This window comes from Bacillus sp. FSL K6-2819, from assembly GCF_038008305.1.
Lineage (GTDB): Bacteria > Bacillota > Bacilli > Bacillales > Bacillaceae > Bacillus > Bacillus amyloliquefaciens.
This window is the reverse complement of record NZ_JBBOYV010000001.1, coordinates 2,008,976-2,021,804: the sequence shown is the minus strand read 5'-3', so window position 1 is coordinate 2,021,804 and position 12,829 is coordinate 2,008,976. Positions and strand designations below refer to the sequence as shown.

Genomic DNA, 12,829 nt, shown 5'->3' with positions numbered 1-12,829 from the left:
AACTTTTATGGAGATAAAAGCATTTTTTACACAGAAAAAAGGTTTTCTGTAAAAGAATTAACCCTCTTGCCAAAATACGACTGATGGTGTAGGATATAAGAGAAGCTACAGTGTTCGTATTGTTAATTAAGTTTTAACCTTTAAGCTGTAATAGGGAGTTTTATATCGGAGCCGGAATGTCATGCCTCCATTGCAGAGGACGACAGGAACGCTTCTGCAAACACCCACTTTGAGGAGTGGTGGTTTAAAACTTTCTTACTTGCGTACGGCATACGTAGCGAAAGCCATTTCCCTTGCGGAGATGGCTTTTTATTTTGGAATGCCTATGAGCTTAACTCTTTATCAGTATGATAAAATGAAAGAATCAAAGACAAAGTGAGGTTTTACAACATATGCTGGATAAAGCCCAATCCCTTCTGGCGCATTATTTTGGCTACGACAGTCTTCGCGCGGGCCAAAAGCAGGCGATACAATCAGTTGCAGAGGAGAGAAAAAACACGGTCTGCATTATGCCGACGGGGGGCGGAAAATCAATCTGCTATCAGATTCCCGCACTTCTGTTTGAAGGTACCACTATCGTTATTTCCCCTCTTATTTCCTTAATGAAAGATCAAGTCGACGCGCTTGAAGAAGCGGGTATCGCGGCAGCTTATATTAACAGCACTCAGACAAGCCGGGACATTCATGAGCGACTGACCGGTTTGAAAGAAGGGGCTTACCGGCTCTTTTACATAACACCGGAGCGTTTGACTTCTCCTGAATTCATTCACATCCTGCAGAATATTACGGTTCCTCTTGTCGCCATAGACGAAGCTCACTGTATATCGCAATGGGGGCATGATTTCAGGCCGAGTTACCGGAATATTGAAATCCTTTTTAATGAATTAAAAGAACCTCCCGTCATTATCGCGTTAACGGCGACGGCTACGCCTGAGGTTCATGATGATATCTGCAAGCAGCTTCATATTCATAAAGAACATACTGTCTATACCGGTTTTGCCAGAGAGAATTTAACGTTCAAAGTAGCAAAGGGCGAAAACAAAGACCGTTTTATCGAGCAGTACCTGGACAGAAATAAACACGAAGCCGGCATTATATATGCAGCGACCAGAAAAGAAACCGACCGTATATATGAGAAATTAAAACGCAGCGGCATTAATGCCGGCCGTTATCACGGCGGATTGGCAGATGATGACAGAAAAGAGCAGCAGGAGCGGTTTCTTAACGATCAGATACAAGTAATGGTTGCCACGTCAGCTTTCGGAATGGGAATCGACAAGAGCAACATCAGATTCGTTCTCCACGCACAGATTCCAAAAGATATGGAGAGCTATTATCAGGAAGCCGGACGGGCCGGGCGCGACGGTCTCGATAGCGAGTGCGTGCTCTTGTTTTCTCCGCAGGATATTATGGTGCAGCGCTTTTTAATAGACCAATCGGCAGCCGGAGAAGAAAAACAAAAGCAGGATCTCAAAAAACTGAGACAGATGGTGGATTACTGTCATACGGAAGATTGCCTGCAGCGGTTTATTCTGAAGTATTTCGGCGAGAGTGAGGCAGAAGCTTGCGGAGCATGCGGCAATTGCACTGATACAAGGACAGCCCATGACGTCACAAAAGAAGCGCAGATGGTATTGTCATGTATTATCAGAATGAATGAGCGTTTCGGAAAAACGATGGTCGCACAGGTGCTTAACGGGTCAAAAAATAAAAAAGTGCTGGAAAACGGCTTCAGCAGCCTGTCCACATACGGCATTATGAAGCATCAAACAACAGGGGAAATCAGTGATTTTATCGAATTCCTGATTTCAGATGAATATATCAGAATGGCGGACGGTACATTTCCGACGCTTATGGTCACACAAAAAGGCAGGGATGTTCTGCTTGGAAAGAGCGCAGTCGCGAGAAAAGAAGCCTTAGAGGCCGCCGCCGTTACCGAAAACGATGAATTATTTGAGATTCTCCGGCGTCTCCGCAAAGAGATCGCAGCGGAACAAGGCGTGCCTCCATTTGTCGTGTTCTCAGATCAGACGTTAAAAGAAATGTCGGCGAAACTTCCGAAAACAGATCATGATCTTCTTTCCGTAAAAGGGGTAGGGGAACAAAAAAGATTGAAATACGGAGCGCTTTTTTTAGAAGAAATCCGAAATTATGTAAGAGAAACAGAGTGAAAAAAAGTTTTTTTAGAGATTTACACATTATGTTTTCCGGTCGCAACGGAAAAATCAGAAGCTTGAAAACCCTTGCTGTATCAGGGTTTCAGCAAGACTTACCAAGCGAGAGAAATGTTTCATGTAAAGGAACTGTAATCTAAATCAAATCGTTTTGTTATTGAACTGACATTTTCATATGTTACGATATCACCTGTTAGCCGCCAATAAAAAGCTAACAAGGGAGGATTTACTTATGAAGAAGACGATTATGTCCTTTGTGGCAGTTGCAGCAATTTCAACAACTGCATTTGGAGCTCACGCTTCTGCAAAAGAAATCACGGTGCAAAAGGGTGATACGCTCTGGGGGATCTCGCAAAAAAACGGAGTGAACCTAAAGGACCTAAAAGAATGGAATCAGTTATCTTCTGATTTAATCATTGAAGGAGAGAAACTGACTATTTCTTCAGTAGAAACAACCACATCTGGGCAGTACACAGTGAAGCAGGGCGACAGCCTCTGGAAAATTGCTCAGAAATTCGGAACATCAGTCAACAATCTGAAAAGCTTGAATAACTTGCAATCAGATATCATTTACGCAGGCACAACCTTAAAGGTAAAAGGTCAGGCTCAGGCTGCACAGCCGGCTCAAGAAGCCAGCCAGCCGCAAACTGAACAAAAACCAGCTGCAGAGACAGCACAGCCAAAACAAGAAGCTGTCCAAAAAGAGCAGCCTAAACAAGAACCTGTTCAAGAACAACAACAACCTAAACAAGAAGCGAAGGCTGTCGAAGCAAAACAGCAGCCTGTTCAATCAAATACAAACCAACAAGAGCCTAAAAAGCAGCTGACAATGACTGCAACTGCTTACTCTGCTAACGACGGCGGCATTTCCGGTGTAACGGCAACCGGAGTTGACTTAAACAAAAACCCTGATGCAAAAGTCATCGCGGTAGACCCAAGTGTCATTCCGCTGGGCTCTAAGGTTTATGTTGAAGGTTACGGAGTAGCAACAGCAGCAGATACAGGCGGCGCAATTAAAGGAAATAAAATTGACGTATTTGTTGCAAAGAAAAGTGACGCTAACAACTGGGGCGTCAGAACAGTAAATGTTAAAGTATTAGACTAGTTTCATATAGAGAGTGAAGGACACAAGGCAAAATGCCTTGTGTTCTTTTTTCTTCCCTTTTTTGTCTGTGTATAATCGTTATATGCTGAAAAAGAAAAAGCGTTCCTCGAATATGATATGGAGACAATGATTTTGAAAACGGCATCTGAAGGGATGATTCGAATGGAGCCGGAACTTATATTTTTATGGAATGCCTTCACAGAATCACCGATATTTCAAGCAGGTATATGCACAGCTTGCGCCATTGTGCTGGTCATCGGATTGTCTATGCCAGCTCTGAGGATGTTTCAGGCGCTTGAAAGAGGGAAGGGAAGGCCCGCCGTTATTGAAAAGGTGAGACACACCGGCGTAACGATGAATGGCAGGTGCGGGCTTGTTCTCCTTTTAGACATGAAAAATCAAGACGGAACGTATGATAAACGCGAACTGGCACATGCCGTGTGTCATGAAGAAATCAGCCGTTTTTATGAAGGAGCGCCCGTATGGGTGATGCCAGCGGCTGACGGCCGGTTCAAGATCGCTCCGCGCACGCCGGGGCATTAACACAAAAAGACGGGAAAGCAGCCCCGTCTTCTTGTGTTAATGCTGGTCGATCCATATCCGTCCGCCTTCTGAGCCGGCTTCTATCCCGCATGTTCCTCCGATCGGGAATGTCATCAGAGGTGTGGTATGGCCGAAATCAGCATTTGCGATAACGGGCATGGACGACAGTTCTTCTTTCGTACGGATGACGGCACGCAGAGCCTCTTCAGACACATTTGAAGCATGCTGGAACCGTCCGATAACAATTCCTTTCACGGCTGAAAAAGCGGGGAGATGGATGAGTGACTGCAAATCCCGATCAAACATATGAATGTTAGACATATGATCATCTTCTATAAACAGAATTACTTGTTCCATCTCGGGAAAGTATTCCGTGCCTTGCAGAAGATTCAGGGTGCATAGGTTTCCTCCGATCAGTGTTCCTTCCGCATAACCGGATTGAATGACGAGCGGTCCCGGATTCCGATAAAAACGTCTGTCCTCCTGGTCCATATACCATTTGTCATCGCTCCACTCGGCTGAAGGCAGTACTTCATACGGAGTGTCAGAAGCACAGCAGGCTAAGAAAGAGTCAATCGTATAGTCCAATCCTTTTTTCATGGCGAATGAAGAAAAATGGGGGCCAGAATATGTAACAAGCCCGGTTTTTTGATAAATCGAATGGCCGAGGGCGGTAATATCTGAATAGCCGCAAAGGATTTTCGGGTGCCGCTTGATGATTTCATAATCAAGATAACGGAGCAGCTGATTTGATTGGAATCCGCCGAGTGTCGTCAAAACGGCTTTGATGTCAGGATCAGCGAAAGCTTCGTGCAGATCCCGGACACGCGATTCAATGGATGATGAATCAAATTCATTTATTTCTTTCGCATACTCTGAAAAAGAGACACAAAAACCCAGCTCCTCCAATTTTGTCTTTGCGGCATTTATATTTTCTTCTGACATGACGGACATGCTTGTTGCCGGAGAAACAATACGAATGCCGTCACCTTTTTTCAATTTTTCCGGGTACAAGAAAAAACCCTCCTCTTATGGTTTTATCTATTACACCATATAAAAGAGGGTTTTTCTATTGTTTTTTACAGGTCGACCCATTTAATGCCGCCTGATTGCGTATCATTGTCAATCCAGACATCAAACTGATGCTTCTCATAAAAATGAATGAGTCTGTCGACATGATCCCAATCACGCTTAGCAATATCACCCGTCACTTTCGGGATATTCTGCTCTCTGGCGATATGTTTTAAAAACTTCATGCAGATTGAGCCGTATCCGTGGTTTGGCGGGCCTTTAATGTCCCCGATATGAATGGCATTTTCATAATAGGAAGCGATCAGTGAAAAACATCCTCTTCCCAGGTAGGCTGATTCACAATCAGTCAGCATAATCTTACATGTTTGGCCATCATCAATCGAGGAAACAATGATCCAATCGTCATTGTTCGATTGATCAATACCAAGCACTCGCGCGTCTTTAGATACATCTTTCAGATTTTCCCGCATCCTGAAAATCTGAAATTCAAGCTTATGAAGTTCTTTTTCCAGCTCTTTCTGGTCTCTTTCTTCTGCAGTAAACAAATTCATACTCCTTTCACAGTGCAAAACATCTTAGTCAAACACAAGTATCCATTGTAGTAAATGATGTCTTGGTTTGTAAATGGGTTTTGCAAAAACTTTTCTTAGAAAAGTCTGCCGTGTATATGTGGATTGACGTTTTTAAAGCCGCCAGGTTAGGGAAAGGAACAGTGAGCAGCGGAAAAAGGAGGAATCTATAATGGCAATTGACTCACTCATCGGCAAATTGAAGTACGTGATGACGGAATCTCCTGATAAAATGCTCTCCTTATATGTAAACACGGATATGAGAAATCCGGACCAGCAGGGGGGAGAGTGGAAAATCGCCTTAAAAACCGGTTTTCGGAGATTAAAGGAGTATCTGTCTGCCAGTGATCCGGAAGAAGAAAAATCTCTCGTCCGCATCATGGAACGTGTCTATCAATATATTGATGGGCTCGGTAAAGAGATGCCGCGAAGTCTCGTATTTTTTGCATCTGGAGAAGGCGGTATCTGGGAGACGATTGAATTGCAGGTGCCTGTTGAAACACGGTTTTATTGGGAAGAAACGGCTGTTCTTGACCAATTAGAACATCTTCGTGAACAATATCCGAGCACGGCTTTTATTCTCACACAGCAGAATGAAGTGAAGATCATAGAAACAGTACTCGGAAAGATTGAGGGTGTGGAGCATTACCAATACGATGTCATCAATGAATCGTGGAAACCGCAGGATGTAAGTGAAAGTTCCGCATCGATGGACGAAGACGCTGCCAAAGCCCATGTCGAAGAAAACCAAAAAAGGCTGTATAAACGATTGGCTTCAAACCTTGATCAAAAGGCCGCATCACACAAATGGGAGCGTCTCGTAATCGCGGGGGATAAGGAAACAGCCGATATTCTCGATCACCATATGAACAAACCGATTGATAGAATCATCCAAAAAAATCTGCTGAATGAAAATGAGCATAAGGTCATAGAAGAACTGTTAAAGGAAGCGTAATAAAACGAAAGGCCGGGTTTCTTAAGACCCGGTCTTTTTAGGGCTTAAGTTTGTCTAATTTCTGACGAAGCGGGCGAAACCGTTGACATCAAAGCTGAATTCTCATACCATTTGGATAGTCAGTAAAATTGAGAGAGGTCATAAGATGAACCAGACAGAAAACAAACCTAAAAGTTATACCGGTATCGTGCTGACATTGACCGTTCTGATCAACGGGTTAATTGCGGTGCTGTTTTTTATGCCGAAATCGGGTGAGGTCAGCATAGCCAATATTCATATTCTGCCAATGTTAAATGCTATTTTTAACAGCTTTACTTTTATCTTTTTGCTGGCAGCGCTCTTTATGATTAAGCAAAAAAACATTCAGGCGCATAAACGCTTTATTTTAGCGGCGTTTACGACGACTCTGCTGTTTTTGATCTGCTATGTCGTGTACCACTCGATAGCTGAGAACACTTTATTCGGCGGTCACGGCATTATTCGCGGAATTTATTTCTTTATTTTGATTACGCATATTTGTCTTTCCGCCATTATCGTGCCGCTTGCGCTGTTTACGCTGATCAGAGGCTTCAGCATGCAGGTGGAGCGTCACAAAAAAATCGCCAGATGGACGATGCCGCTCTGGCTGTATGTCAGTCTGACGGGTGTCATTGTATACTTAATGATATCGCCGTATTATTAAAAAAACCGTGCTCTGCGCGGTTTTTTTATTGAAAAAAGGCGCCCTCATACAGGGCGCCTTTTACTCTTCAAGCGTTTCAAGTGTTGTTACATTTAAGGATTGTTCAACGGTTTTGGTTTTTGCTTTTACTTTTTCTGCGTACGTGTAATCACCGTAGCAGTAGGGATAACGGAAATTGTCTTTATTCCCTCCGCAAGTGTATAATTTCGGATTCTTTTTGACCTGCTGCTCGGAGTATTGTTTTGCCAGTTCCTCAGTATGCGATCCTCCATGTTCAGCCACAAAATCAATATAGCCGACTCCCATGTTGTAGCTTTGTATAATCGTATCCAAATCTACGCCTTTTTTCTTGCCTGCTTGATACATGAGAGTGAATTGTTTGATTCCCTGTTTGATACTGGTTTGAGGGTTTTTAATTTCATTTCGCTTTAAACCCAGAGATTCTGAAGACTGCATGGGATCGTTTCCTCTTCCTTTTGACTCCTGATATATCATGCCGAGTACCAGCGATGTATATTTGGTGAGTCCTTTTTCATCCAGCTCGTCTTCTACGAGCGGTTTGTAATCTGTCAGCCGTTCAAGCACGATCGGTTTGACATCAAACGGAAGACTTTTGAGCAATTCATTATTTGAAAATAACAGGATGAGAAAGAAGGAAACCATGACAAAAACACATATCATCATAAGACCCGCGGCAGCGAAACAGCCTTTTTTCTTTTTCTCCACTGTGTTTCACCCTCAATTTCAGGAGCATTATGACTTTTTCATTATGACACAGATAACCGCGCGAAACCAAGCAGAAACCCGTATTTGAAACATAAATTTAAAATAACGGTTCTTTTGCCAGGCGCAGGATGTATCAGCATCAATTGACATTTGGTATAATTGGGCTACTTAAAAAAAGAAGGGTGAGGTATATGACTGAATTTCACGAATCCGGAAACAAGAATGACCCCGCTGTCGATTTAGATGAGGAAACATTATTTTTGGTTGCCCAGACCTTTAAGGCGCTGTGTGATCCGACAAGAATCAGAATCCTCCATTTACTGTCACAGGGTGAGCACGCGGTAAATGATATCGCAGAAAAGCTGAATTTGCTGCAGTCCACCGTTTCTCATCAGCTGCGTTTTCTTAAAAATCTGCGCCTCGTCAAATCACGGAGAGAAGGCACATCCATTTATTATTCTCCTGAGGATGAACATGTGTTAGATGTGCTTCAGCAAATGATTCACCATACGCGGCACGATTAAAAAACATCCCTGCTTTTTAGACAGGGATGTCAGCCGTACTGACCGTTATTGGTTTGGTCTCTGCTCGTTTTTAAAACATAAAAAGAGAATCCGCTGTAATAAACAGCAATGAAATAAAAGACACTGATGGTCAGCGGATCTGCGCCGACCGTTTGGCTGTACGCCTCCGGATGGGTGAAATCCGCTGTGACTCGGTAAATTTCAATAACCCGATAAACAAACCTCGAGATGAATAACGTTAATAGAATAAGTTCAATCCACAGATGAGTGCGAAATCATTTTTCCGCGGCGTTCTTCAAAAGAAAGGTTCCGTTTGGCAAAAAGGACCAGAAGCCAGCCGCAAAAAGTTCCGAATATCAGATGGCCGTATAAAGCCGGGTGTGTGATGCTGAAAAACGCCAGAGCGGCGGCCAGCAATGAAAACAAAATCATTCTTGTATAAAGCCAGCGGGGCTTCAAAGGCTGAAAGCCGACGGACCGTTTCACCTTTTTATACAGAAAAAAGGCAATCATTAAGACAGGGCAGATGCTTTGAAGTGTGATATGCATGGTGCGGAACTCCCCCTCCGTTGAGTAGTGTATGCTTATCCGGCTGGTTTTAGTAGTCTGATTTATTCGCAGGCTGAAAGCATCTTTTATCACAGTATGCGCGTTTCTTTTTTTGGTATAAGAGAAGCGCCGCGCCTTTATCAGGATTTAAACAGAAAGTTCTTGAAAAACTAATGGTATTAGTTATAATAAAACTAACACTATTAGTTTTTAGGGGGATATTGATGAGAATCTTACAATACGGAACCGTTTGGCAACTGACCTTTTTTCCTGCGCTTTTCCCGGTGAATTGTTATTTGGTTGAAGAGGAAGAAGGAGTAACCCTGATTGACGCCGGACTGCCCAACAGTCATAAAGGAATCAAACAAGCATTACAGAAGCTTAAGAAACCGCTGAATAACATCTTACTCACCCACGCGCATGGAGATCACGTCGGTTCGCTTGACTCATTATCCGCGGAATTTCCGGATGCTTCCGTCTATATTTCTGAACGGGATTCTTTCTTGCTGAAAGGTGACACTGCTTTATTTGAGCATGAAGCACAAACGCCGATAAAGGGAGGAGTGCCGAAACATATTCAGACCGAGCCTGATCATCTGCTGAAAGGCGGCGAGCGGGTCGGATCTTTGCTTGTCATTCCCGCCCCCGGGCATACGCCGGGAAGCCTCGCTTTTAAAGATCTGAGAAACGATATGCTGATCGTCGGAGATGCTTTTCAAGTACGGGGAGGCCTCGCTGTTTCAGGTAAGCTGAAATGGAGATTTCCGTTTCCGGCTTTTGCTACATGGAATAAAGAAGAAGCTGTCAAAACCGCAAGAACACTTATCTCTCATAAACCAAGCATTTTGGCCGCCGGGCATGGAAACGTTCTCCACAATCCCGCTGATTTGATGGCTGAGGCGGCTGATGAAGCCGAACGCAGCCTGCCGGGAGGCCGATCATAATGTCGCCGAGAGTCGGAATGAGCCTTGACATGATTATCGGAGCGGCATCAAACATTGCTGACGAAAAAGGGCTTAACGAAGTGACGCTTGCGGCGGTAGCAAAGTCCTTAAACGTAAAACCGCCTTCCCTTTATAATTTTGTCGATGGTCTTCATGGAATTAAAACAGAGCTGGCCGTCTCCGGTTTAACCATGTTATATGAAAAAATGGCGGCCTCCTCAGCAGGCCTGTCAGGTGAAACGGCTTTGCTCGCTCTTGCTGATGCCTATATCCATTTCGCCGAAGCCAATCCCGGATTATATGAAGCGACATTTCAAAAAGTAAAAGACGGCCGAATTGAGAAGCTGTCCAGCCTGCTTGTGGATCTTGTTGTCAGGCAGCTGACAGCAAATGGTTATGCACGTCCCGAAAACGCAATCCATGCCGCAAGAGGACTGAGAAGCCTTCTTCACGGCTTTGCCGTGCTAAGAAAACAGAGTGCATTTGAATTAACGGAATCAATTAAGGAAAGCCGGAAGTTTGCCGTTGTTGCTTTTTTAAGAGGTTTACAAACGAGTGAACAATAATAATATTATGTAAACTAATGAATAAAACGGATTATCCAAAAGGAGGGACAAATGGATTCATTACAGCACCTCATTTGTGAACGGCGCACGTATTCACATATTTTTGATTCTCATACTCACTCCTACTGTCAAATGCTCTTTCCGCTTGAAGGACAGCTGGACTTGGAGACAGAAAGCTGTGAGATTAGATTAAAACCGGATCAAATGCTGTATATTCCGCCCGGGCATGAACACCGGTTCCGTTCTTTGGAACGAAATGAATGTCTCGTACTTGACATGCCGGCATATTTTTTAAAAGGATCATTTGAACCCGGCGTTATCAATAAGCTTGATTCTTTTTGGGCATCAATTCGGTTTCTGCTGACAGAAGAGACAAAGCAGCAGTCGGTTCATTCATTGAGTCTGCTCGCAGAATATATTGCTGAAAAGATGCAAGAAAGCGCTGCGAATGATTCAATCGCGTATATCCGCCGAAATCTCTCAAAGACATTTACAATCAAAGAGCTCGCCGCAATGGAACATTACCACCCGGCTTATTATTCCGACTGGTTTAAAAGGCAGACGGGGAAAAGCCCCAAAGCTTATATTGCCGAGCTTCGGATGAAGAAAGCGGAGCAAATGCTTATTGAAACAAAAGACCGGCTGACAGACATCGGGTATGAGGTCGGCTTTCAAAATTTGTCTTCCTTTACCAGATGGTTTGTCAGACATAAGGGAATAACGCCGCGCGCTTACCGAAACACCTTTCAAACGGATAAATAAACCCGAAGATCGGTTAAATAAACTGCGTCTTTTTTTGGTATCATGATTGTAAAAAAAGGAGTTTTTGAAATGGCAGTCATGGAAGATTTTATCAAGCTCGATCTCAGAATAGGAACGGTCGTAAAAGCAGAAGTATTTCCGGAAGCAAAGATGCCGGCCATAAAGATGACAATAGATTTCGGCGAAGAAATCGGTATGAAGCAATCAAGCGCCCAGATTACAAAACGGTATGAACCGGATGATTTGACGGGCAGGCAGGTCACCGCTGTTGTCAACTTTCCGCCTCGCCGGATTGCCGGATTTAAGTCAGAAGTACTCGTTCTCGGCGGCATCCCGGAAGAAGGAGACGTGGTTCTGCTTACGCCCGAGCAGACCGTACCGAACGGAACGAAAATCGGATAATAAAAAAAGACGTTTGCAGAAGCAAACGTCTTTTGCGTATTGAGGCGATACACCACACGCCACATTCGTGTGTGCCGCAAGGGCATGTGCATCGGCTTACACAATTCAGCTCATCGCTATATGAATATAGCATGGCGGGTGCAGAAATGCAAGAGAAATTATTGAAATGAGGGCTGAATTACCGCATGACCTCTCGTCAGGGCGTTTAAATTAGGTCAGATTAAGAAGGGATTAAAGGGATATTTCTTTGGTATATTGGAACGAAAATTCAAGCAGAGTTACTTTGAGGAATTGGAAGCATAATTTTGTGAACCTGGCGAGGTATAGCTCATTATGAACCCGACCCTTGGTTAAGTATATATACTTAAATAAGTCTATAAACGATAGTTCAGCCTGAACCATTGCTTTATCCAGAAGTGGAGAACGAAACAGAGAGACATCATGTAGTTCTGTCGGTCCTCAAAATAGAGGAATAAGTGAAGAGGTCGTCACATTTTGTTACCAACGAGCACATCATCAATGATCATGTGGGTAAAACAATCACGACTTTTGTATAGGAATTCTTACAAAAAAGTAAGGTGAGTGTAAGATAACCGCATTTCTTCACAATAAAGTATTAGATAAGAACTATAAAAGGAGTAAGGAGTGATGAAAAATGAAAAAAATGACCGTTTTTATTATAGTATTAGGCTGTCTATCGGTTTTCATGTTAGGAGGTTGCGCTGATCGAGGCGCTGTACTAGAAAGCGATTATTATGTTCAAATTCATGGAAAGGCAGAAAAAAACGAAAACAAAGACAATTACGTTTACAATTTAGAAGGGTATAACGAGAAAGGTAAGAAAAAAATGGTCTCTTTCTTTGTTGAAAAGCCTTATCAAGAAGGGGACATTGTACGTGTGCCGAGGAGCCATGACGGATATACTGGGGAACCTGAAGCTATTAAATCCGATAAACTGCCGGAAAAGATCAAAGGCCGATTTAATCTAAAGAAATAACAACAACCTGAGGTAAGTAATGTTTCGATCAGCTGAAACGAACAATGTTCAGTCCAGGACAAAGTTGATCGGAACGTTATTCCTATCAGAATCAACCACCCCAAATTGGGAGGCGTAAAAGGATCGTAACATTCTTTCGAACCAACTCAATTTGATTCAGTGCTACTGTCCACTCGTATAATGGCAAAGGGTGCACGAATCGTTCAGTCAGATATACCCGAAAGCAATGATGGAGTAACGGAATGGGATGCCGTATATTGCGACACCGTTCGGTCAGTAAAAACAAAGTGCGTCAAAAT

Annotated in this window: 14 protein-coding genes, 1 other RNA gene and 1 pseudogene; 12 read left to right on the top strand and 4 right to left on the bottom strand. The window is 43.4% G+C overall.

The window, feature by feature from the left end; translation table 11 throughout:
* The first annotated feature begins 99 nt into the window (after positions 1-99).
* The 4 genes from ssrS to MHH91_RS10045 all read left to right on the top strand — a co-directional run bounded on the left by ssrS (position 100) and on the right by MHH91_RS10045 (position 3,822).
* Positions 100-285, top strand: a non-coding RNA gene (gene ssrS / locus MHH91_RS10060) — 6S RNA.
* Positions 286-392: 107 nt separating this feature from the next.
* Positions 393-2,171, top strand: coding sequence for a DNA helicase RecQ (recQ, locus tag MHH91_RS10055; protein WP_013352517.1), 1,779 nt, complete (start codon positions 393-395; stop codon positions 2,169-2,171).
* A 235-nt stretch (positions 2,172-2,406) separates the two neighbouring features.
* Positions 2,407-3,279 (top strand): 3D domain-containing protein, encoded by an 873-nt coding sequence (locus tag MHH91_RS10050; protein ID WP_013352516.1) that lies wholly within the window; start codon positions 2,407-2,409, stop codon positions 3,277-3,279.
* 162 nt (positions 3,280-3,441) lie between these two features.
* Complete coding sequence (locus MHH91_RS10045; protein WP_013352515.1) at positions 3,442-3,822, top strand: hypothetical protein; 381 nt, start codon at positions 3,442-3,444, stop codon at positions 3,820-3,822.
* Between the two features lie 36 nt (positions 3,823-3,858).
* On the opposite strand, the gene MHH91_RS10040 is transcribed toward MHH91_RS10045, so the two are convergent.
* Complete coding sequence (locus MHH91_RS10040) at positions 3,859-4,836, bottom strand: S66 family peptidase (protein WP_014471897.1); 978 nt, start codon at positions 4,834-4,836, stop codon at positions 3,859-3,861.
* Positions 4,837-4,901: 65 nt separating this feature from the next.
* Positions 4,902-5,405 (bottom strand): N-acetyltransferase, encoded by a 504-nt coding sequence (locus MHH91_RS10035; RefSeq protein WP_013352513.1) that lies wholly within the window; start codon positions 5,403-5,405, stop codon positions 4,902-4,904.
* Positions 5,406-5,595: 190 nt separating this feature from the next.
* On the opposite strand from MHH91_RS10035, the gene MHH91_RS10030 reads away from it, so the two are divergent.
* Both MHH91_RS10030 and MHH91_RS10025 read left to right on the top strand, forming a co-directional pair.
* Positions 5,596-6,378, top strand: a complete 783-nt coding sequence (locus tag MHH91_RS10030) for a VLRF1 family aeRF1-type release factor (RefSeq protein ID WP_014470308.1) — start codon at positions 5,596-5,598, stop codon at positions 6,376-6,378.
* Positions 6,379-6,523: 145 nt separating this feature from the next.
* Positions 6,524-7,060, top strand: a complete 537-nt coding sequence (locus MHH91_RS10025) for a DUF420 domain-containing protein (RefSeq protein ID WP_013352511.1) — start codon at positions 6,524-6,526, stop codon at positions 7,058-7,060.
* A 60-nt stretch (positions 7,061-7,120) separates the two neighbouring features.
* Here the strand turns inward: MHH91_RS10025 and MHH91_RS10020 are convergent, their stop codons facing one another.
* On the bottom strand, positions 7,121-7,786 hold the full coding sequence (locus tag MHH91_RS10020) for a lysozyme family protein (RefSeq protein ID WP_014470309.1): 666 nt from the start codon (positions 7,784-7,786) through the stop codon (positions 7,121-7,123).
* 191 nt (positions 7,787-7,977) lie between these two features.
* On the opposite strand from MHH91_RS10020, the gene czrA reads away from it, so the two are divergent.
* Positions 7,978-8,310, top strand: a complete 333-nt coding sequence (czrA, locus tag MHH91_RS10015) for a Zn(II)-responsive metalloregulatory transcriptional repressor CzrA (RefSeq protein ID WP_013352509.1) — start codon at positions 7,978-7,980, stop codon at positions 8,308-8,310.
* 29 nt (positions 8,311-8,339) lie between these two features.
* Here czrA and MHH91_RS10010 read toward each other — a convergent pair.
* Positions 8,340-8,859: pseudogene (locus MHH91_RS10010) on the bottom strand (kinase).
* 224 nt (positions 8,860-9,083) lie between these two features.
* On the opposite strand from MHH91_RS10010, the gene MHH91_RS10005 reads away from it, so the two are divergent.
* The 5 genes from MHH91_RS10005 to MHH91_RS09985 all read left to right on the top strand — a co-directional run bounded on the left by MHH91_RS10005 (position 9,084) and on the right by MHH91_RS09985 (position 12,530).
* Positions 9,084-9,803, top strand: a complete 720-nt coding sequence (locus MHH91_RS10005) for an MBL fold metallo-hydrolase (protein ID WP_013352507.1) — start codon at positions 9,084-9,086, stop codon at positions 9,801-9,803.
* The gene (locus tag MHH91_RS10000; RefSeq protein WP_013352506.1) at positions 9,803-10,369 is read left to right on the top strand and encodes a TetR/AcrR family transcriptional regulator; all 567 of its coding nucleotides are present in this window, start codon (positions 9,803-9,805) and stop codon (positions 10,367-10,369) included. The genes MHH91_RS10005 and MHH91_RS10000 overlap by 1 nt, the downstream gene beginning before the upstream one ends.
* Before the next feature lie 51 nt (positions 10,370-10,420).
* On the top strand, positions 10,421-11,131 hold the full coding sequence (locus MHH91_RS09995; RefSeq protein WP_013352505.1) for an AraC family transcriptional regulator: 711 nt from the start codon (positions 10,421-10,423) through the stop codon (positions 11,129-11,131).
* Positions 11,132-11,200: 69 nt separating this feature from the next.
* Positions 11,201-11,533 carry a chaperone CsaA gene (gene csaA / locus MHH91_RS09990; RefSeq protein WP_013352504.1) on the top strand — a complete coding sequence of 111 codons (333 nt, stop codon included), beginning with the start codon at positions 11,201-11,203 and terminating at the stop codon, positions 11,531-11,533.
* A gap of 655 nt (positions 11,534-12,188) precedes the next feature.
* Entirely contained in the window at positions 12,189-12,530 is a 342-nt protein-coding gene (locus MHH91_RS09985; RefSeq protein ID WP_013352503.1) for a YxeA family protein, read from the top strand.
* Positions 12,531-12,829 lie beyond the last annotated feature (299 nt).